This is a genomic window from Lacticaseibacillus suilingensis (assembly GCF_016861845.1).
GTDB classification, from domain to species: domain Bacteria; phylum Bacillota; class Bacilli; order Lactobacillales; family Lactobacillaceae; genus Lacticaseibacillus; species Lacticaseibacillus suilingensis.
This window is the reverse complement of record NZ_BOLV01000004.1, coordinates 1-20,560: the sequence shown is the minus strand read 5'-3', so window position 1 is coordinate 20,560 and position 20,560 is coordinate 1. Positions and strand designations below refer to the sequence as shown.

The following is a 20,560-nucleotide window of genomic DNA, read 5'->3' as shown; positions in this document are numbered from 1 at the left end:
CCAGAACTTCGATTGTCCAAAGTTCTAGGTCGCTTCTTTTACGATGATATTGTAAATGCTAACTGACAGTCTGCGCCTGTTGATAGCCGGAAAAACTCATCCCTGTCCATTGGCGAAAGGCCCACGAAAAAGCGCTCGGTTCGCTGTAACCGAGCAGATACGCGATTTCAACCAGTGGTAGATGAAAATTCTGCGCATAATTGATGGCCAGCATTCTTTTGGCATGCGCGAGTACCTGCTTATAACTGGTGTGGCGGCGGGCGAACTCCCGCTGCAAACTGCGCGGACTCATCCCCAGCTGATTGCCCACGCTCACGAGCCGATCATCGGCGCGTGCAAGGTTCGTGACCAGCTGCTGCTGGACCGCCGCCATCAGGGGATCATCGCCATCGCTGGCGGTTAATTGGGCCCTAAGAATCGGCGAGAGTAGCGCCGAGATGCGCTCGTCTGCGCTGGTAAACGGCAACTGAACATCTTCTTTGGCAAAGATTAGGCAGTTGCCATCGCGCCGCGTCCCGGTGCAGCCGAAATGAGCAGTAAAGGCCGAGTCATAGTCGAAGCGACTGGCCACCACCAGTGGGACAATCTGCTGCTGGCTACCTGCCCGCAGGATATTGACTGCCAGCAGCTGCTCGAACAGCACTGCCAGTTTCAGTTGCGCTAGTTCCGAATAAATAAACCGGTAGCACACCTCAACCGTGGTTCCTTGATCCGTGATAGTCATGGTCACCGGCCCAATGAGATGCTTATACGTCGCCAGCCGCTGCAACGCCGCCAAGCCATTTTCTGCTACCAGCGCGGCATAGACCGGCGTGGCAAATTGCTGCATGTTCGCCACTTCGCAAATGCGCAGCACATCCTGCGTCGTCAGGTAGGGTTCGACTGCGGCAATCAACTGATAATATTCCAGTGGCGAAAGCTTGAGTTCACCGTTTTTAACCGCCTGGGTCAAGTGGGCCTCGGCCAACAGATCGGCGACAGGCAATTTAAGCGCCGTTAGAAATTGGCAAAATGCAGCTGGTAACGTAAATTTCATGAACTACTCCTAAAGGTACCGCGTGGCCAACCAATCAAAGGCCCGCGTCGGTAAAATCGCATGCAAGAACACCAAAGGCTTCGCGCCAAAGCCGACCAGATAACGCGGCTTGGGCCTGCGCGCTGTCGAGGCCTTGACCATGGCCTTGGCAACGACTGCGGGCTGGGACAACCAGCGGCTCTCATAGGTTCCGGTAAGCAATTGCACCGCCCGCGCTGCTTCACTCGCATACGGGCCGTCTGCCGAGGATTCAGTTAAGTGGCTAGCGGCGATCCGACCCCAGTCGGTTTTGATGGCGCCGGGTTCAATCAGACTGACTTGAATGCCAAACGGTGCCACTTCCATTCGCAAGGCATCGCTGAAGGCTTCCAACGCATATTTAGTCGCATGATACCACGCGCCAAAGTAGGTCGTAAAGCGCCCGCCCATCGAGCTGGTGTTGATGATGCGACCGTGATGCTGGGCGCGCATCCCCGGCAGAACCGCTTGCGTCAACGTTGCGACGCCGAACAGATTCACCTCAAACTGCCGGCGCACATCCGCCAACGGCACCTCTTCGACGGCACCATAGGACCCATAACCGGCATTATTGATCAGAACGTCAATGTGCCCGGCTTCGGCCAACACCTGCGCCACCGCTGCCTGAATGCTGGCGTCATCGGTCAGATCCAGCCGCACCGCGTGGACTCCCGCGATTGCTTCAATCGCCTCAACGCGCCGTGCTGCACCATATACTGTGTGCCCAGCTTGCGCTAACTGCTGCGCCGTGCTTTTGCCAATGCCGCTTGATGCTCCGGTGATAAAAATAACTGCCATGTTTGTTGCCTCCTGAATTGATGATGAAATTCATTATAAGGAGCCGGGACGGCAACGGCCATGACATTTCGCGCCAATATTGCGGTGAAATCGAAAAAGGCCGTCCAAAAATTGGGCGGTCTTCATTTCGCTATATTCAATGATTGAGGGGAACTGGAAGATTTGGCTGGGTGACTCGAAAGCCCGCCATGCCGATTAGTAATCATCGTCGTCATCCTCATCGTCTTCATTACCCAGGCCATCCCAGTCATCACCGTATGCTAGCTTTTCATCTTCCTGCCAAGCGTCCGTATCCTCATCTTCACCCATGGACTCGCCGTCCTCGTGAGAAACATCAGGTACTTCATCGTCATCGTCGGTTTCATCAAGGTTCGGTAGCGGCGCATAATCTGCCGGGTCCTCCTGGGCAGCGGTTGCCTGATTGACAACCGACTGGGCCAACTGCTGCGCCCACTGGTCTATCGAAGGCTGCAGGCTCACCTTCAACCCCTCAATAGCACTCTGAACCATCGGCGTCATATCCACGTTCACCTCAATGGTTTGCGTCTGGTGTCGCTTCATGGCATTTTTACGTTTGCGCTTTGCTCGACTCATAGCCATCCTCCTTTGAAAAACTATCTGGCCACGACTGGCAACTCTCGCCTAAACCATACTGCTAACGTGGTGGTCAAGCAAGAGCACACGCGACAAGTATTCTCACCACTAGGTCGCTTTCGCAAAGGCAATCCCCGTTTCATCTGGGGTAATGTCTGAAATAAGATGCATTCTCCCTCAAGTCCTTAGCAGAGTTTTTGCGCGCCACTGTATAGGTTTCTGCTTTGGCCACGCAATCCGTGTCGAGAAGCAGAGAGGTGCGCGAGGTAAAAGACGATATTTAGGCGATCGAACGAAGTGTTTATGAAGGATAATGCTTGTATCTTTCCCTCCAGAAGACTGGCTACTTTCCAATAGTCTTCTTCACTTGACCAATATAAATAGCCATCCAAGAAATCGTTCTTAGATGACTATCTGATGTAGTTTTCTTCATGACGGGCTGGCACAAAATGATAAAACGCCAATCGGTCGCGCGCTATCTCCTACTTGGAACCGAACAATTCACGTGTAAAGAACAGGTATGCCCCTGCTGTCCAAGTATGAGCGGTATCATCATAACCAGTACCGGTTTGTGCATCAAAATTCTCCCTGATACCACTTTGGATGACGGCCCTGCAAAAGCGCTTGGCTAGGTCGGCAGCAAATTCATCCTCATGGACTAGCTTTAAGGCAATGTAGATATTGGCCATTTCAGACGGCCAAACCGGGCCACGCCAGTAGCTGTGGCTCTCATACTTGGCGCTACTGGTACTCTCTGTTGCAATACCATAATCCGTAAGATAATCAGTCGAATGATATAGCGCAATAATGTTCTTTCGAATTGCCTCGGGCAGCCGTGATCCCATGGAGAGCGCTGCTAGTGGTAGCTGCGATTTACTATCCACAACTTCTGACGTCAACCCATCTCGAGCGACCGGAAGATCATTCACCACCAGTTTATCAACAAACCGCTTCGTCAACTCAGCCGCTAATGTATCCCATTTGACGATATCGGCTTTTCGACCCAACTTAGCTGCAATTTCGCCAAGAACGTCGTAGGAACGAATGAGATAAGCCGTCAAATCAGGACTTGTAACATATTCCGACTTATCAAAAACGGTTGAATTATCATATCCCGAATCATTCCCATGCTGATATTCCGGAAGCCCGTCATGGTTCAAATCAGCATAGTTCAGCCAATAATCAATCTGTTTGGGTATCTTTATATAACATTCAGTCAGCTGCTTTCGATTAAGCTCCTGGAGCTTAATAAAGGAGTCTAAGACCAACCCCTGAACGGGTGGCTTCGAGAAGTTCCATCGAACTGTCGAATCACTAAAGGAACCTGGTAGTTGCCCATATTCATCCTGAAAATCATACGGGCCCATCAGCTCATCATACGCTAGTTTAGGATAGATGCCGGCAAGCCCGAGCGCTACATAGGCCTGGTCCCATGTCCAAATTCCCGGAAAATGAGTATTGCTCATCCAAATGGTTTCGCGGGTAAGGTTCCCCTGTGGGCTGACGATGCAGGTCCAGATGGTGTATAACGCTAAGTCAGTGACTTCAGGATTGGGGTCGTCTGGCACGGCGGCATGATAACGCTCAGCAAAATCATGGAAGTGCATGCTAGATGGCTCAGCTTCCTCAGCCGCATGCTGCAATTTGTCGTAATCCCAACTCATATAGTGTTTGACTTCCGCCAGGCTCAACTGACACTTATCATCCGATCCTGGCGAAATTAAGATCACGTCTGGGTGCAGCGAGGCGTTTTTATAGGCTGACGACTTCTGCAGTTTGAATTGTCCTTGTAGTAATTTCAGCGAATATTTTGTCAGCGTCTTGTAACTGTTGACAACGATGCCGTCCGCAAGGGTTTGAATCGCATGATCAAACTTTGATTTTGGATCGGGAATAAAATCCAGTCCAATTCCAAGCCCGGCGCCCTTAGTTGACATCATGAGATTGCCTGAGACATCAAAGCGAAAGTACACATGGCCTTCAGTTGTATTTAGTGTAACCATTTCTGGATCAACCAAATAATCATAGTCGACTTCTTCGCCGTCTAGAGTAGGAAAAACACGTGCGACGGCTGGCGCATGACTTGAAATCCCGTGAAGTGATTTTAGATAGAGTCCGTCTTGAGGAACTTCACCCACGTCACTGGCCGTGACGGTATCCGGCCCCTTCTCGATTAATGCAATGTAGCTCCCTCTGGAACTAAACGGGGTCATTTGCAGATTCATTAATTTCTCGTTCAGACTTTGCATTATCACTCATCAACTTTCTGTCATATGCTCTGACAAACGGAATACTACCCACGGTGTACAAGACTGCAAGAACAAGCTGCCAAATCCCGGTAGAAATATGCCCGCCTGAGGCCAGGAAACCATGTAAGATCATTGGCGTTGTCCAAGGCACGCCAGTCCCGTTCAGCGGTGCTACGAGGCCAATGTGCATCACGAAATATGTTAAACCAGCACCAGCAACATGGAAGAGAACGTATTCTGTGGCCAGAAATGGGTTGTACATGATTGGCAGGCCGAATACCAACGGCTCGGAAATATGGAAAAGTCCAGGAATAAAGCCAAGTCTTGAAACCTGCTTAAGCTGAGGGGCTTTGGCAATCAAAAGACAGGCGATACACATGTAAAACGCAACATTCCCAAAGTAATCAAAGTACTCGTTGGTGATGATATAAGGAAGTTTTTTCCCGGCTTGGAAGGCCAGGCGGTTGGCATCGCTGTTCATCAATAGGAATGGCGTCAGAATACTCATCACCACGTTGTTCCCGTGAATACCCAAGGACCAAAGCAGTTCAACAAAGAATACTGCTAATAGATAACCCCAGATATTGCTGCTCAACGCGCGCATAGGCAATCCGATTGTGCCGTTAATCGCTGCAGCAAACGTTCCAAATGGCGTCATCGCAGAAAGAGTTCGAACACCGAAAGCCAAAACAAATATCAGCAAAATCGGAATTAGGGCTTCAAATGGTTGTGCAATCATTGGCGGCACTGATTCAGGCATCTTGATGGTCGGGACATGGCCAATCAGAAAGTGGTAGAGTTCCGGCACGATAATCCCCAGAAGGATTGCGGCAATCATGTTGCTGGCTCCAAATTCAGAGATGGCAATCATGGCCACACCTTTGACGGTGGTGATTTGACTCAGGTAAATATAGATACCTTCTGAAAGAATGACGGGTAAAATGGGACGATCTTTGTGATAATTGCTCATTTCATATGCAATTAAGGCAATAACATATAATGACCCGATATTCATCGCACCGTTCATCAGATCATTGAGTGGGGCTTGCCAGTTAGCCCCAAACACTCCGGCCATAAAATCTAGGTAATGTTGCGATGGAAAATTAGCAATTAACAGGACAATCGCACCCATAATGGTGAACGGCACATAGCCAGGCATGGCATTTTTCAATACAACGATATAACGCTGATTGGAGATGGCAAGCATGACCTTTGCAGAGCCCTCACGAAAACTATTGAATTTCTTAACAAATTGTTCTCGCATCACATGTTTCCTCCTTCGTAATTGTTAGGAATAGTAAGCGCTTTCTACACTGCTAAGTATAAGCGACTGTTCTGCGAAGGATATGCAGAATCGTATTCGAATTACTCTTGAATATTATCTTTGTTGTATTGATGCGGTGACACCCCAAAATGGCGCTTAAATTGGGCATAGAAGGTCTGATAGCTCTGAAAGCCCGACTGGTAGGCCACGTCCTCGATGGATTCTTCCTTATTCTCCAAAATGTAACATGCTTTCGCCAGTCGGTACTTATTCAAGAAGTTCAAGAAACTTTCGCCTGTGTACTTCTTAAAAAACCGGCAAAAATAATTCGGTTGCAGGCCAAGAACCGAGGCAGCGGTTTTAATCGTAATCTTCTGTGTATAGTGATTGTCGATGTATTTAAAGATTTCATCGACCATCGAAATATAGCCAACCTTATCTTCAGATATGGTTTCTTTCTCAAGCCGCGGGGCATGAAGTTTTAGTTGATAGACGATGTTATATAAACTACAAATGATGACAAAGCGGTCCCAATTCTTCTCACCTTCACTGCTTTCCGCAATCCTGTTTATGTTCGACTGAATTTCACGGCGAAGTTGCTTCGACCAGTGGTGACCGTTGCCATCAATCGAATTCAGAAGCCGATCAACAACAAAATCATTGCCAGAAAACGGGAGTGTTCCAAACAGACTCACCGAAAACTGCACCACAAATCGCCGGCAACCAGGTGAAATATAAAAGTAATGTACTTGGCCCGCTGGGATGAAGTAGATTTCACCCTTTCTGATATGCTTGATAGTGCCCCCAATGCCGAACGTGAGTGTCCCTTCTAGAACATACACTATCTCACATTCCTTGTGCCAGTGTGGGTAGTTTAGATGAGCGCCAGAGTTCCGTCTGACAATCACCGGAAAATTTTTTGACGGATATTCCATTTGCTCGTAATAAGCAGAGGCACTTGACCCAAAATTTCCTGTTCCCATAGTGCTTTCCTCCAAGGTGATTTCGAATCCTAAAGTTTTGGATTTATACATGTTATCTCATATATTTAAACGGGGTTTCAATCACTATTCAAAAACTCAAGCGCCGGTGTTTAATCCCCCAATATTATCTAGAAGCGTTTCAACATAAAAACAGCCATTCAAGAGGTTATCTCCTGAATGGCTGAGCTATTCGAATTGTAAGTATCACGGTCGTCAAGTGAGTGCTATGCTGCCTTAACCTCAGCCTCCCGATCAAGCATCTCCTTACGTTCAGCTTCTACTGCAACTTTAACAAACGGAATATACAGTAGGGTGCAGAATGCTAAGCATAGAAGTTGGACAATCGGCGCAATAATCTGGCCACCAGACGCCAAGAAAGTATTTAAAAATGGAGGCGTAGTCCAGGGAATCGTGATTGGAATATTAGGAATGATATGTGCATTGATTAAGGCGAAATAGACACCTGACGTAATCGTTGGCCCGAACACAAACGGGATAAATAGAATCGGATTCAGCACAATTGGCAATCCGAAGATCAAAGGCTCGTTGATACCAAAAATACCTGGCACTAAGGTCAACTTGGCCATTGTCTTATATTGCTGAGACTGGCGTCCCACAATAAAGATAGCAATAATCAAACCGAGAGTTGATCCAGTCCCCCCAATATTGTCACTCTCTCCCTCGACGCCCATTCCGTTTTCCGCAAGAAACCATGGCATGTTGTTGTAATTATTCTTCATGTCCATGGCTATGTCATAAACACATTCAGGGCGTATTTCCCAACCACGTGAAGTGTTCATACGCACGCCCTCAGGATGAACCTCGATGCCAACATTTTCCAAATCAATCTGAGTTCTGTCTGCAATATCACGATAATGCACAGAAGGGGCTTTGACCCGCTCTGGCCTATAGTATGTCAGCCCAACAAAATCTACTGTGTTCTGATGGATGCAATTTCGTTCCTCCGGAGTCAGTACCGGCTGTAATCCGGTTTCTCGAAGAAACTGGCTAACCAACGGATGAGTAGTTCCTTTAGTCGCAGGATCTAACAGTACCCTGTTTCTCAGGGCGTCAAGCATCGCAACGGCTGTTTGAGTTTCAGCACTGTCATCCCCCGCAATTTGTGGCACGCTATCCTCAATCAGACCGATTCTTCCATCAGGTACAATCTGCTTAAACCGTTCTGTACACATAGCAGTGATTAAGATTAAATGTGCCATCACCTGCGCTGCCTCAACCGCATTGTGATGGAAGGGCGGATAGCCATCTGGTTGACCATTGGAAAGATACCCGCCGTATGGTTGCGCTTTTGCTTCGTTAAAAGTGCTCCACAGCTTAACTCGATCGCCAAAAAGTGAAAATGCGGTTTCGGCATAGTGAACGAAATCATCAACAACCTCTCGATTTAAGAAGCCGCCTTTGTCCTGCATAAGTACCGGCATGTCGTAATGAAATAAGTTCATTAGTGGCTGAACATGGTTAGCCAAAAGTTTATCAATTAAATCGTTATAAAAGATCACTGCTTTTGGGTTTACATGTTTACCGTCTGGCAGCAACCGCGCCCAGGAAATCGAGGTTCGGTAGGAATTCATACCGACATCAGCCATCAATTTTACATCCTCAACGTAACGGTGATAAACGTCAGACGCCTCTAAAGAACCAACTTCTTCATAAAAGTCTTGTGGGCGGTCAAGACTCCACCGATCAAAAATCGTCAGGGCCTTGCCGTCCTCGTCATACCCCCCTTCTGTTTGAGGGGCACTCGTGGCCGCTCCCCATAAAAACCCGTCCGGAAATGTTAACAACTTAGTCAATCGATCTCCACCTCCCGTTTGATGAGCCAAATATAGCACCAGACTTTAGAATGCGCTTTCATTGTGGACAGATGTCCCCCGAAAGATTCACTTGTCCATTCTTATTTTTCCATTCGAAAAAGGGTTCGAGATGATATACACTACCATTGTGATAGCGCATTCACAGACGGGAATGGTGTAATTATAATGACTAGTCAAAGCTTTAATGAAGATAGCCTCACCGATGCCGAATACGAAATTTATCAATATCTGCTCAATACTGATATTTCTAACCTGACCGCAGGTGAGATTGCCAAACACTTCTTTGTCGGAAGGACCATGATTTACCGTGTGTGTCAAAAAATGGGTTTTCATACCTTTACAGAGCTCAAATATTCGCGCCAGCAGGAACAGGCAGACGATTTTGAACTGAGTATTGAACAACTGAACACCCAGATTTCCTTCTCGCATCTGCATCCGATTGCGCTAGAAATTAGAGGGGCGAATCGTGTGTTTCTATATGGCACCATAGCCTCCACCATTGCGACCGAATATTTTGAAAGACAACTCATTAATTTGGGATGTTTTGCAGTACAAATTAATGACCGATTCCAATTTGAGCAACGTGCTCGAGGGTTCACCAAAGGCGACGTTTTGGTCTGCATTTCCAGTTCTGGCAAAAACACTGACATGAATGGAGTGATTAGCACAATCACAATTCCAATCATCGCCATTACTAAACGAAACTCGCCACTACATACCACACTTAGTACATTATGTATCGACTATAATCTTGACAATTATCAGTCAAGAAATGCCTTTGACCGGGAAAACCTATTTCCCCTATTCGTCATCATTCAAAAGGTCCTATTAGCACTTCGTTAATCATTCAACAAGAACAGGAGAAGCATATGACGCCAAAACTACAATGGTTAGATGATCCGTCAACTTTCCGAATTAACCAGCTTCCGGCACATAGCGACCACATTACTTACCGCAATGAAAAAGAGTTACAGCAGCGGCAAAGTAGTTTACGCCTATGTCTCGACGGACAATGGCGCTTCCATTTTGCTAAGAGTCCGCTGGATCGGCCCACGGGTTTCGAAGCCACGGACTACGATGATCGAAATTGGGATTACATTAAGGTGCCACAACACATCGCCCTAGCTGGTTATGATCAGCTCCAGTACATCAATACACTCTATCCCTGGGCAGCTAAAATGATGCGGCGTGCACCTGGTACGGTTACTGGGCAGGATACAACAGGAATGTTTAGTGCGGCTAGTGACAATGCAGTCGGCAGCTATCGGCGAGTAATAACCCTGCCTGCACAGTGGAAAGACCTCGATGTTCACATTCAGTTTGCCGGTGTTGAGGCTGCGATGTATCTTTGGGTTAACGGTCAGTTTGTGGGCTATGCCGAAGATAGTTTCACCCCATCAGAGTTTGACCTAACCCCATTTCTAACTCGTGGGGAAAACTTGATTGCAGTCCAGGTTTATAAATACTCCACCGCTAGTTTTATCGAAGATCAGGACTTTTTCCGATTTTTTGGTATCTTTCGAAGCGTCGAATTATTGGCTTTGCCAGCTGCGCACTTGACCGACCTTGCGCTGAATCCGGTATCCTCAGATTCCACTATCGGTCAAGTCAAAGCCTGCTTACAGGTAACACCAGTGACTCAGAGAATTCATGCTCAGATATTTGATCAGGCCGGTGCCCTTTGCGAAGAAGCAACCGTTGAGGCAAAGCAGAAAACAGAATTTCAATTAAAGGTCGTCAACCCCATTCAATGGTCGCATGAGGTTCCCTACTTATACACCATCATTTTGACTTTATTTGATTCCACCGGCCAAGTGACAGAGGTGATACCATACGACTTTGGCTTCCGGAATATCATAATTCAAAATCGCGAACTACTACTAAATCAGAAACGCTTAATACTGACCGGTGTCAACCGCCACGAGTGGAATTGTCATACTGGTCGGGCAATCAGCCTCACTGACATGCGTAGCGATCTCGAAGTGATGAAGGCAAACCATATCAACGCGGTTCGCACCTGCCATTATCCCGATCAGCTCGCCTGGTACAGCTTATGTGACCAGGCCGGAATTTATGTGATGGCAGAAGTCAATATGGAATCGCACGGTAGCTGGGTTAGCCAACCAACCAAGCCGCAATATAACGTCCCTGGGTCGTTGCCGGAATGGTTGCCGTGTGTACTGGATCGCGCAAAAACGGTCTACGAAACACTCAAGAATCACACCAGCATTCTGTTCTGGTCCCTGGGAAACGAATCGTACGCCGGTGATGATATCCAAGCGATGAACGACTATTTCAAGTCAGTTGATCAATCACGCCCTGTTCACTACGAAGGCGTGGCACACAACCGAGCCTATGCTTCGTCTATCTCGGACTTTGAAAGTCAGATGTACACTCCACCTGAGGAGCTTGAGCCGTTCTTGGCTTCTTCGCCGAAACCAGTGATGCTATGCGAGTACATGCACTCAATGGGTAATTCTGTTGGCGGATTAGGTCAGTACATGGAACTAATCAAAGACCACGAAAATTTTGTCGGTGGCTTTATCTGGGACTTCATTGACCAAGCACTTTTGCTCAAGGATACAAATTCCACTCGGCCACAGTTGCGATACGGCGGTGACTTCGACGATCGCCCAAATAACGGGGCATTTTCCGGAGATGGACTGCTTTTCGCAGATCGCACCCCAAAGCCAGCCCTTCAGGAGGTAGCCTATTATTATGGTCAATTCACTAAATAGCATCGAAATCATCCCTGATGGTGAAGTGATTGGCTCACGCACGCCACGGATGCACTGCATCTTTGATCGTCATCTCGGTCTAGTTTCCTTACGTACACAAGGCAGAGAGTGGCTTTACCGTGCTCCCCAACCTGCCTACTGGCGAGGAACCACAGATAACGATCGAGGACGAAATGGCAAAGAACGCTTTCCAATTCGTGCGGCAGGTTGGTATTCCAGCGACATGTTTCCTAGCTGCGTTAGTTGTGATGCCACGATTGACGAAGAACCTGTCCCTATCGAACCTTCTGAAGCGCTCAACAGCCAGGCTTTGGTGTTGAAATATACGTATGAGACCCTAACAAAGCCAAGCACCAATGTCACCATAACCTATCGGCTGACAACGACGGCACTTCACGTAGCAATTCACTTCACCGGTGACCAAGCTTTGCCACCTCTACCAGCATTCGGTTATCGATGGACGATGCCAACGCCCGCACAAAGCTTTGCATATAACGGCCTATCTGGTGAGACTTATCCTGACAGGATGCACGGCGCCCATACTGGAGAATTCGAAATTGCCGGAATGCCAATGACACCTTATCTCGTACCTCAGGATTGTGGGGTTCACATGCGAACAAAAAAGGTTGCGGTGACTCGTACCACAACCTTGAACAATGCCCAACGAGATACAAGCCCCGTTACACTTACTTTTCAGGCTGATAACGATTTTGCTTTCAGTTGCCTGCCGTACACACCAGAAGAAATCGAATCGGCAGAGCATCAGGATGAATTACCGCCGATTCGTCGCACTGTTCTGACACTATTGGGAGCCGTTCGCGGAGTCGGCGGAATTGACAGCTGGGGCGCGGATGTCACTCCTGAAGCAACAATTGATGTTTCAAAAGATATCGATTTTGGATTTACGATATTCTGACAGATTTGCCTCGCAAGATTAAACGGTTCGTCATTTTGAGTTTAGAATCCTAGACGTTGACACTTCTCGATGCCTAAGACTCTGAGCTCTTTTTATAATACAGTCTACTCTTATTCATAGTGTCTAGTGTCAGGGATGCCGTCCCCATTTCGATACGCAAAAACTCATTTAATTTGATATCTTTCGCGTGTTCTCTCAACTGGCGTGATAGGCCGCGATTGATGCTTAGCTGATAAAGTCCTCTGCCATAACGTGCAGCAAGCTTCTCCATCGTCATATACCGCCTTATTGTGATAACTCTATCCTAGCAGGCGATTGTAGCGGCGAGTACCAAGTCCACTTGGTGATTCGCTGCTAAATATAAATAAGAGAAACACACTGGCTACTGTAATAGTTGGCAACACACCGAAAGAGCTCGTGTTTGATTGTCCTTTGTATTAATGGTATGCCCCCAAAAGAAACTTCGCTCTAGCAAAATTAAGTGAATTCCCATCCAAAACCATATGAAAACCGCTTTGGAGCATCGGCAAGATCAAGTGTGCCTGAGGCGAATTGTTCAATTCACTTTGGAGGAAACATGAGCAGCGAGTTACCGGAGTATCTGGCTATAGGCTTTAACTTGTCAATTCGAACCCGACCAAAAACATCGTCAGCTTCAACCGCATATTCTCGAACTGGATCTGTTTCAGCAAGTAGTGTCAGTGTAATCATCATTCATCACAAAATTTTTCCGCAAATGTTTCAACAATTCGCTCTTCCTGCCTTGTATGAATCAGTACATATCGCCATGGCGGTGGGGCTTGCTCATCAAGATGCCCCGCCGCATACAAGCTCGCAGCAATCTGAGCAATCGTATCGGTATCTTCGCCAAGATTAACTGCTAGCAAACACACTCCTCTCAGCGTCTGCTCATTAAGCGCACACCACATCGCTGCTTCAAATGAATCAATGACATAACCACTAGATCGAATATTTTGACGGGGGGTTATTGCGAAAGTTGTATCATGAATATTCTTGAAAAGCGCCAACTCTTTCTGCGGATACCCAGCCACCTCAATGACATCCCAAGCCTCAGCCATTGCTTCGATTAAAGGCATGCCTAGTAGCATTGCCCGCAAGCATTCAACATATAGATCATTCGCAATGATTGAACGAATATGGCCGTGAGTGATGGTGGTGAACTCACGTATTTGACGCTGTCGCTCGGGTCTCGCACATTTCAGGCAAGCGAAAGCAAGCGGGGCAATCCGCATCAACGCACCATTGCCATTGGCGGAAGGTGACCGGCTACCGGCCTCAATTGCTGAGGTACTTTTTATTTCAAAGTTGAAAATGGCCTCACGCGTTGCGTTACCGATATCAAACAGTTTCCCACTAGGTGTATACGAGCCGTGTTCCAAATAATCTACAAATTTGGTCATGCAGGCATCGGCGTCGCCTTTCTCGGCTAATGTTTCAGCTAAACACAGCGTCAAACTCGAGTCGTCTGACCAACTGCCAGCAGGCTGATTATACGTCCCGTAGCCCTGCATCGTTGAAACAGTGTAAGTATCGCGCTGGTTAAATTCAACCGGCACACCCAAGGCATCAGCAATCATACCCGCTTCAAAGAAATTTCTGATTTTCTGTTTTGTAATCATTCGGCTACTCCCTCTATCGAAATCAGAGCCTTTGCCTTTTGATACGAACATATCAACAATCGAAAGTGCCTGGAAATCCATAAAATAGAGCCGACTCAACGATTATAAGGTTTGGCTGCCTTAAGCAAATCTGGATACATCACATCGTATTGCTGCCCATCAGCAGTCTCAATTTCCATCATCCAGTACTGCCTATCGTCTGAACCTTCAAAGTCCCACGAAAGTTGTAGCACTCGCCCCACTGTGCCCACGCGCAGAACGGCATGTGCGAGGGTTGCGGGTTCGTTTATATCGTTACGAATCCATTGATTGACAGCCAGTGACCTGACCAACTCAAATTGATGAAGCCCCTGATCTAACCAGGTTGGTTCAATTATTTTAGCATTCGTCACCATGCCTTGGTACGTGTCGAAAGGAAGCCATTCAGCCGCAGAAATCAGATCTGAGAATAATACATACACCTCATGATGTGGGACTAACGCGACACGAATCCATCCTTTTAAAAATACTGCCTCTCTACGAGTGTCTATAATGCGACCAAGCGAATCAGCCTTGATCGGAAATAGCTCAGCGTCATCTCTAGCCGAAATATCAGTACCAACTATGCTATTTCTGATTCTAAAGTACTCTTTCATTGGCTCGCCTCCATATGCAACAAGGTATTTCGGTCACAAGTCAGTTCGTAATTAGCGTCGCAATTCGTTGAAGAAAACAACGTCCAGTCAAGGCTACCTTTGATACATGAACCTATTGCGCCAATGAATTCGGCAGAAAAAGCAGTGCATAACGACTTTATTCTGTGCCAGTAGTCTCCTAACTTCAATTATCCGTTAGAGTATGGTAACACGCAAATATCGCCCCATAATCCTCAGACAAGTATCTACCTTCAGTCCGCTGCACCAACGCCAGCTGGTCGGCAAAATCAGCCGCTTCGATGGCGCTGTTGATTTGCATGAGGTCGCGCTGAATGGCCTTCGCTGACTTGTGGTACTCATCCGCCAGCGCTTGCTTGGCCAGACTTTGGCCTGCGAGCAAACGCATGAAGATGGTCATGATGCGTTCCTGGCTGTGAATGGATGACGTCTCGCCCATAATTCTACCCCGCATAATTTTTTGGTTTCTCGTTAACCAATGCCCACAAATGACATGCCAACGCACCCGGCACTCGTCATCGCAAGTAAAATCCGAGCTTATTGTACCATGGCGTTGCTCAGCACCGAGGACAATTAACAGGCACTGTTGGTTTAACCACGGCGAGCATCGCCGCAGATTTTGGGGAGAAACGAGTGGTAAGCGGGCAATGAGCTAGTGCAGGCCAACATCCTCCTAGGGCTTTCATGGATTGGGCACGCGCAAGCCATACGCTTAATAATAGGGCAAGCAAGAAGCGGTCGTCGTGTCACCAGCTGAACATCAAGACCCGGCCCACCAATCACGCAAGATTCGCGTAACAGACGGGCCGGGTCTTGACGTAATTCTCGTCGATCACAAGGCCAAGTCAATCAGCTAATACCCTGCTGACAAAAAGCCCTGCGCCTTCACTGCTGCGAACAGCTCTGACCGCTTGGCCGGCGTGACCGCCGCACTAGCGGCCAACAGGTGTGAGAAGGTTTCCTCTCGCCGGTTGGTATCGCGAGTGGCGTAGTAGTCGCGAATAATGTCATCGTAAGCGGCGAGCTGCTGATCATAGTCGCTCGGCAGCGCGTAAGTATTTTCAAAAAAGACAGTAGCTTGCGGCAGCCGCGGCTTCAGCTGAGGCGTCTGGTCGGGATGGCCGACAAGCAGGCCGCAGATTGGGAAGGTGAACTTCGGTAGCGCCAACAGGTCGATGAGCTGCTTCGGGTCATTCAAAATACTGCCCAGAATTACGGTGCCGAAGCCCTTCGCCTCCGCTGCCGTCACCACGTTTTGAGTGGCCAGTAGTGCATCCGAAGCCGCCTGCAAAAACTTATCGAAGGAGCCGAGATGGTGCCCAAGCGCAGCGCTGAGGCTGGCGCGGTACTGATCAGCGATGAAGATGAAGAGTTCGCCATTTTGGTTGATGTATTGTTGCTTGGAAATGCCGGCGATCGCGGCGCGCAAGTGCGGGTCCGTGATGTGAATGACGCTCATGGACTGCAGGTAATGCGAGGTCGCGGTATGTTGCGCGACGTCAATCAGGTCAGAGATTTCGGCGTCAGTGAGCTTTTCGGTGGTGAATTGGCGAATGCTGCGGTGAGGTTGGGTCATGTTGTGCCTCCAAAGTTTTTCTGCGGTTAGCATAGCACAGTATGAAAGCGAGGAACGAGTGAATTGGTGCGAGCGCTTGCCCGCTGGGTTAAAGGTAAACCAGCACAAATTCGAAAACCAGTATTTTTTCCAATCACCACTGCCTTGACTAAGGCAGCACCACCACTTTGCCCAACCCAGCAGACTCGGCCAGATATTCATGCGCTGCCCGCGTTTCGGCCAAACGAAAGACCTTTTCCGGCGTCACATTAACGTGATGTTGCTTGATAAAGGCAAACAGGGCGTTGATTTTTTGCGCATTGACGTCATTCGAGCTAAAACCAGTCAAATACCGATTGTTCGGAATATCCATAATCGGATCAAAGTCGTCAATTGTCCAAACGCCTCCCAGCACGCCGGTCACATTGGCGATGCCAAACTCGGCGAGATGCAACAAGGTGTCCCGTACCGCAGAAGGGCCAATGAGATCGATGATTTTATCGAATTCACCTGCATTCGCTGGCAAGTGATTGGCATCTGGAGTATGAATAATCGTGTCGAGCCCCAGTGACTTGAGGGCCTTGTCCTTGTGGTCCGACCTGGTCGTTCCAGCAATCGAAAGCGCCAAACCAGAAGCTCTCATCAGTTTCAGTACGGCCACGCCCACGCCACTGGTGACGGCGCGAATCAACACCCGCTCACCAGCTTTCAACTGCAGACTCTGATAGATGCCAAAGGCCGTGTAAAAGGTCTCCGGCACCGCCGCGAGCTCCGGCCAACTCAGGTCGGTGGTCACGGGAAAAATCTGCTGATTCGGTAGCAGGACATATTCGGCATAACCACCGTCAAAAGCGCGCCCCATTTCGCCCATCAACGACACGACCGTCTGCCCGACCGTAAATTGATCCGGTGCACTCGTTTCGGCAATGGTGCCCACGGCTTCGATGCCGAGAATGCGGGGAAAATGGACAGAAGGCGATTGACCTTCACGTGTGAAGATTTCAGAGTGATTAATGCCAAAACCGCGCACCTTAACCAAAGTCCAGCCTGGCCGAACCTTGGGCATCGGCACATCCGAGTAGGTCAAAACCTCAGGCCCACCTGGCTGAGTCACAACGATTGCTTTCATTTTGGGGCTCCCTTCTCGTGGCAAAATAGCTACTTGTCGATGACACTATCTTACACCAGAATAACGACACCAGTGCTTGGCCGCTGTCCTGCCAAATCATTGGGTTCATTGTTCAGTCCCACTCTAACAACGCAAGCCCCGCCCCCTTGATAGTCGGACTAGCATACCGGGCCATTTTTGCCGCTACAACGGACTTGTTAGTCGATAAATAACAAGATGTTAATGACCATCCCCGGGTGCTATGCTAGTGCTATCTTATTTTGAGGGGAAATTGTTATGAAACAATCACGCGTGGAAGCATTCACCGATGCCATCGTCGCCATCATTATGACCATTATGATCTTGGAGTTTAAGACCCCAGAGACGCCCAGTTGGACCGGCATTTTGGCCGATGTGCCTTACCTGTTCGCCTATGTGGTCAGCTTCTTTTTCATGGCCGTCGCTTGGTACAATCATCACTACTTATTCGCGCTACTTAATCGCATCACTAAGCGCATTTACTGGGTCAATAACATGTGGCTGTTAACGATGTCGATGATTCCAGTGGCCACCGCCTGGACTGGCCGCTACATCTTCGCCCGCGGCCCGGAGTATTTCTACCTGCTGGTCTTTTTCCTGTGGAGCCTCGCCTTCGTGTGGCTGAGTGTCGAAATCCGCAATGTGCTACGACAATCCAACCCCAAAGCCGCAGAGAAAATCGACCAGATGGCAACCATGCGCTTCATGAACGGTTGGAAGATGCCGACTTTCACCCTCACCTTGGCGATTGCCACCTACTTCTTCCCGCCGCTTTGCTTGGTGGCGACGTTGGGCGAGCTAATTTACATGGGGCTGAATACTAATGCGGACGCGGACCGAGTGGCTTAATTAGTACAATCACATACCAGACTCACTATGCATTTCACAAGCTCTTCTGCCAGCCGAATTAGGAAACAGCTGTCATAAACAGCGCTTTTTCTAAACACTATATCTTGTGGTTAAGCTTTTTAAATTTACAATTTAATACATCATATTGTGTTTTGCGCCGTTTTGTGATACTCTATATTTGCACAACTGCTTTGCGGTTATGACTAACACGAAAGGAGTATAAAGATGGCAAAAACGAAAAGTAGCACAAGTGGCACACAGCACAAAAAAATTGTTGTTGTAAAACCTTACACTAAAGCCAACGGCACTCATGTCGACGGTCACCGCCGCTCAACACCAAACTGATTCAACAGTTAGCTAAAATTTTCTCCCTCAGGTCTAAGAGTTGCCTGAGGGAGTTTTTGTCTGACAATAAATAGGCTCGATCATGTCCAAGAATATGTTCACTTCTCTGAACCGAGTCTACCCGTCTGCTATGCTGAAAACGCGTAATTTGTTGCAGATATTCCGGCCGTCCTGAAGAAACCGAGCCATCAGAACCACACGGTGAAACGTTAGGAATAACTTCACGCTGAGCAGCGTAACCTTCTTTTCTCCATCGCCAGATTTAGTGGCTTCGCTATCTCCGGCTTGGTGGAGGCGATATAATAGTGGAGAATGTCCTTGTCTACGATTTCCATCACTAACGAAGGAGCCCTACCATGCTGATCACTAAAACCTTGGGCGACGCGCTGCAATGGGTGCGCGTCACCGCCCCGACCGATGCCGACTTTACCACTTTAACCGAGCAATACCATGTCCCTCACCGCTTCATCGCTCATCTGCGCAGTACCAAAACGCGGGCCCGCTTTGACTACGATATTGATCAAAAGTTCGGTATGTGTATTTTCAAAGTACTGGCGGTGGATGACAAAATGGATAGCGAACAGGTGAAAACAACGCCTTTCGCGTTTTTGTTACTGGGCCAGACCTTGGTGACAGTGACCCAAGCGGCTGACGATACCACGGAATCCGCCATCGCCACTGAATATAAGCACCATGGCGCCGCGGCGCCAAGTCCCACCTTGTTGATGCTGGCCGTCATGACCGCGCAAAATAGCCGGTATTTTGACCGGATCAACGCGCTGGACGACCTCCGCGCCGAACTTGAGCGCTACAAGACCACGCCCACCAACGCCCAAATCGTCAGCCTCGCCGAAGTCAGCAAGAGCATGGTGTACCTAAAAGCAGCGGCCAGCGCCAATCTCATCACCGCCCGCCAGCTTCAAGCCGGAGTCGATTCCGATGAATACGCGGATAAGTTGCCGCGCCATGAGCGTTACTGGTTACGCAACCTAATCAACGAGTTCGAACAAGCCAAGGAACTGGCCCAGGTCAACGGTGAAATCGTGCAACAGGTGACCGATACTTACGCCAATCTCCTAGACAAAAACCTCAACACCACCATGTGGATCATGACAATTTGGTCGCTAGCCCTGGCGATTCCGCCGATTATCTCTGGGTTCTATGGCATGAACGTCAAACTGCCAATTCTCGGCGGATGGCTCGACTGGCCATTCAGCATTTTGCTGTCGGTGATTCCGGCGGGGCTGTTGATTTGGCGGCTAGGGCATAGGAAGAATCTGTCGGTGAAGGATCTGTAGGATTCATTAACTCTTCAAAGGATACGCGCTGGGCTGAAGTTGCCCCGATTGATGAACTTTCTGGGCAATTTGATAATGTTTCAAAAGTGATAATACCTTATGAACACATGTTGACCCTCTCAACGATTCAAGTGACAGATGCCTTTATAAGCGGCTACATAGTTTCTCACAGGATAGATGTTTGCACTTGAGACCCTTTTAATCTGATGGTGTTCTTCTGGAGCTGAGTCCCGAATGCCGAGACATGCCACGAGAAGAAAAGTTGAGCAAATCGCGTGTATAAATGGTTCCACGTTGTCCGGAAAACGATAGAAGCCACAAAAGGGAAAGCTCTCTCATCAAAATCACTCAATCAACTCTCTTTGACAGAAAGTTGATTGTTAGTACTTTCCCCCTTCAAGAAATTTCTATGACGCGACAGAACACTCCGTTGATTAATTGATGAAAATCAACGGCTCACTTCAAAAATCACTCAAATTTAGTTCAAAATCTCTCAACCCAAAGCGTAGAGCCGAAATAATTTGGCAAACATTTTTTGAGTGCTTTTTGCTCGTAATTATGGATTCGTAAATTGCAAGAACAAGTTAGCCAGTCGTTGAGGACAATCCCAGAACAGGCCGTTATCAAATAGAAGTTGTGGCG

At 48.2% G+C, this 20,560-nt stretch carries 17 protein-coding genes; 5 read left to right on the top strand and 12 right to left on the bottom strand.

Translation table 11 applies throughout. From position 1 onward, the window contains the following. Positions 1–58: 58 nt before the first annotated feature. From JUF11_RS03415 to JUF11_RS03385, 7 genes are all read right to left on the bottom strand, one after another. Positions 59–1,036: a helix-turn-helix domain-containing protein gene (locus JUF11_RS03415; RefSeq protein ID WP_204118333.1), complete on the bottom strand. Its 978-nt coding sequence runs from the start codon at positions 1,034–1,036 to the stop codon at positions 59–61. 9 nt (positions 1,037–1,045) lie between these two features. After that, the gene (locus JUF11_RS03410; protein ID WP_204118332.1) at positions 1,046–1,852 is read right to left on the bottom strand and encodes an oxidoreductase; all 807 of its coding nucleotides are present in this window, start codon (positions 1,850–1,852) and stop codon (positions 1,046–1,048) included. Between the two features lie 195 nt (positions 1,853–2,047). Further along, positions 2,048–2,446: a hypothetical protein gene (locus JUF11_RS03405; RefSeq protein WP_204118331.1), complete on the bottom strand. Its 399-nt coding sequence runs from the start codon at positions 2,444–2,446 to the stop codon at positions 2,048–2,050. A gap of 482 nt (positions 2,447–2,928) precedes the next feature. Beyond that, positions 2,929–4,671, bottom strand: coding sequence for an amylo-alpha-1,6-glucosidase (locus JUF11_RS03400; RefSeq protein WP_204118330.1), 1,743 nt, complete (start codon positions 4,669–4,671; stop codon positions 2,929–2,931). Then, positions 4,646–5,959, bottom strand: coding sequence for a PTS sugar transporter subunit IIC (locus JUF11_RS03395; protein WP_204118329.1), 1,314 nt, complete (start codon positions 5,957–5,959; stop codon positions 4,646–4,648). The genes JUF11_RS03400 and JUF11_RS03395 overlap by 26 nt, the downstream gene beginning before the upstream one ends. A gap of 101 nt (positions 5,960–6,060) precedes the next feature. After that, positions 6,061–6,942: an AraC family transcriptional regulator gene (locus JUF11_RS03390; RefSeq protein ID WP_204118328.1), complete on the bottom strand. Its 882-nt coding sequence runs from the start codon at positions 6,940–6,942 to the stop codon at positions 6,061–6,063. A gap of 224 nt (positions 6,943–7,166) precedes the next feature. Beyond that, the gene (locus tag JUF11_RS03385) at positions 7,167–8,756 is read right to left on the bottom strand and encodes a family 1 glycosylhydrolase (protein WP_204118327.1); all 1,590 of its coding nucleotides are present in this window, start codon (positions 8,754–8,756) and stop codon (positions 7,167–7,169) included. A gap of 186 nt (positions 8,757–8,942) precedes the next feature. On the opposite strand from JUF11_RS03385, the gene JUF11_RS03380 reads away from it, so the two are divergent. The 3 genes from JUF11_RS03380 to JUF11_RS03370 are packed head-to-tail and all read left to right on the top strand — an operon-like array spanning position 8,943 to position 12,431. After that, positions 8,943–9,620 (top strand): MurR/RpiR family transcriptional regulator, encoded by a 678-nt coding sequence (locus tag JUF11_RS03380; protein WP_204118326.1) that lies wholly within the window; start codon positions 8,943–8,945, stop codon positions 9,618–9,620. 26 nt (positions 9,621–9,646) lie between these two features. Next, on the top strand, positions 9,647–11,515 hold the full coding sequence (locus JUF11_RS03375; RefSeq protein WP_204118325.1) for a glycoside hydrolase family 2 TIM barrel-domain containing protein: 1,869 nt from the start codon (positions 9,647–9,649) through the stop codon (positions 11,513–11,515). Beyond that, positions 11,496–12,431, top strand: a complete 936-nt coding sequence (locus JUF11_RS03370; protein ID WP_204118324.1) for a beta-galactosidase small subunit — start codon at positions 11,496–11,498, stop codon at positions 12,429–12,431. Before JUF11_RS03375 ends, JUF11_RS03370 begins: the two co-directional genes overlap by 20 nt. 710 nt (positions 12,432–13,141) lie before the next feature. On the opposite strand, the gene JUF11_RS03365 is transcribed toward JUF11_RS03370, so the two are convergent. The 5 genes from JUF11_RS03365 to JUF11_RS03345 all read right to left on the bottom strand — a co-directional run bounded on the left by JUF11_RS03365 (position 13,142) and on the right by JUF11_RS03345 (position 17,408). Beyond that, a complete protein-coding gene (locus JUF11_RS03365; RefSeq protein WP_204118323.1) occupies positions 13,142–14,071 on the bottom strand; it encodes an ADP-ribosylglycohydrolase family protein in 930 nt (309 codons plus the stop codon). A 95-nt stretch (positions 14,072–14,166) separates the two neighbouring features. Next, positions 14,167–14,706: a hypothetical protein gene (locus tag JUF11_RS03360; RefSeq protein WP_204118322.1), complete on the bottom strand. Its 540-nt coding sequence runs from the start codon at positions 14,704–14,706 to the stop codon at positions 14,167–14,169. Between the two features lie 184 nt (positions 14,707–14,890). Beyond that, on the bottom strand, positions 14,891–15,163 hold the full coding sequence (locus tag JUF11_RS03355) for a hypothetical protein (RefSeq protein ID WP_204118321.1): 273 nt from the start codon (positions 15,161–15,163) through the stop codon (positions 14,891–14,893). 414 nt (positions 15,164–15,577) lie between these two features. After that, positions 15,578–16,300: an NADPH-dependent oxidoreductase gene (locus JUF11_RS03350; RefSeq protein WP_204118320.1), complete on the bottom strand. Its 723-nt coding sequence runs from the start codon at positions 16,298–16,300 to the stop codon at positions 15,578–15,580. Between the two features lie 148 nt (positions 16,301–16,448). Beyond that, on the bottom strand, positions 16,449–17,408 hold the full coding sequence (locus JUF11_RS03345; RefSeq protein WP_204118319.1) for an alcohol dehydrogenase catalytic domain-containing protein: 960 nt from the start codon (positions 17,406–17,408) through the stop codon (positions 16,449–16,451). Positions 17,409–17,684: 276 nt separating this feature from the next. Here JUF11_RS03345 and JUF11_RS03340 point away from each other — a divergent pair, with 276 nt between their 5' ends. Together JUF11_RS03340 and JUF11_RS03335 are read left to right on the top strand one after the other, a co-directional pair. Continuing rightward, complete coding sequence (locus tag JUF11_RS03340) at positions 17,685–18,275, top strand: TMEM175 family protein (RefSeq protein WP_204118318.1); 591 nt, start codon at positions 17,685–17,687, stop codon at positions 18,273–18,275. A 701-nt stretch (positions 18,276–18,976) separates the two neighbouring features. Beyond that, a complete protein-coding gene (locus tag JUF11_RS03335; RefSeq protein WP_204118317.1) occupies positions 18,977–19,918 on the top strand; it encodes a magnesium transporter CorA family protein in 942 nt (313 codons plus the stop codon). Positions 19,919–20,560 lie beyond the last annotated feature (642 nt).

Coding starts and splice junctions, on each gene's coding strand:
- JUF11_RS03390 (WP_204118328.1), bottom strand. CDS start 6,942: ATGGGAACAGGAAATTTTGGGTCAAGTGCCTCTGCTTATTACGAGCAA.
- JUF11_RS03400 (WP_204118330.1), bottom strand. CDS start 4,671: ATGAATCTGCAAATGACCCCGTTTAGTTCCAGAGGGAGCTACATTGCA.
- JUF11_RS03415 (WP_204118333.1), bottom strand. CDS start 1,036: ATGAAATTTACGTTACCAGCTGCATTTTGCCAATTTCTAACGGCGCTT.
- JUF11_RS03410 (WP_204118332.1), bottom strand. CDS start 1,852: ATGGCAGTTATTTTTATCACCGGAGCATCAAGCGGCATTGGCAAAAGC.
- JUF11_RS03380 (WP_204118326.1), top strand. CDS start 8,943: ATGACTAGTCAAAGCTTTAATGAAGATAGCCTCACCGATGCCGAATAC.
- JUF11_RS03355 (WP_204118321.1), bottom strand. CDS start 15,163: ATGGGCGAGACGTCATCCATTCACAGCCAGGAACGCATCATGACCATC.
- JUF11_RS03345 (WP_204118319.1), bottom strand. CDS start 17,408: ATGAAAGCAATCGTTGTGACTCAGCCAGGTGGGCCTGAGGTTTTGACC.
- JUF11_RS03405 (WP_204118331.1), bottom strand. CDS start 2,446: ATGAGTCGAGCAAAGCGCAAACGTAAAAATGCCATGAAGCGACACCAG.
- JUF11_RS03350 (WP_204118320.1), bottom strand. CDS start 16,300: ATGACCCAACCTCACCGCAGCATTCGCCAATTCACCACCGAAAAGCTC.
- JUF11_RS03395 (WP_204118329.1), bottom strand. CDS start 5,959: ATGCGAGAACAATTTGTTAAGAAATTCAATAGTTTTCGTGAGGGCTCT.
- JUF11_RS03370 (WP_204118324.1), top strand. CDS start 11,496: ATGGTCAATTCACTAAATAGCATCGAAATCATCCCTGATGGTGAAGTG.
- JUF11_RS03340 (WP_204118318.1), top strand. CDS start 17,685: ATGAAACAATCACGCGTGGAAGCATTCACCGATGCCATCGTCGCCATC.
- JUF11_RS03365 (WP_204118323.1), bottom strand. CDS start 14,071: ATGATTACAAAACAGAAAATCAGAAATTTCTTTGAAGCGGGTATGATT.
- JUF11_RS03335 (WP_204118317.1), top strand. CDS start 18,977: ATGCTGATCACTAAAACCTTGGGCGACGCGCTGCAATGGGTGCGCGTC.
- JUF11_RS03375 (WP_204118325.1), top strand. CDS start 9,647: ATGACGCCAAAACTACAATGGTTAGATGATCCGTCAACTTTCCGAATT.
- JUF11_RS03360 (WP_204118322.1), bottom strand. CDS start 14,706: ATGAAAGAGTACTTTAGAATCAGAAATAGCATAGTTGGTACTGATATT.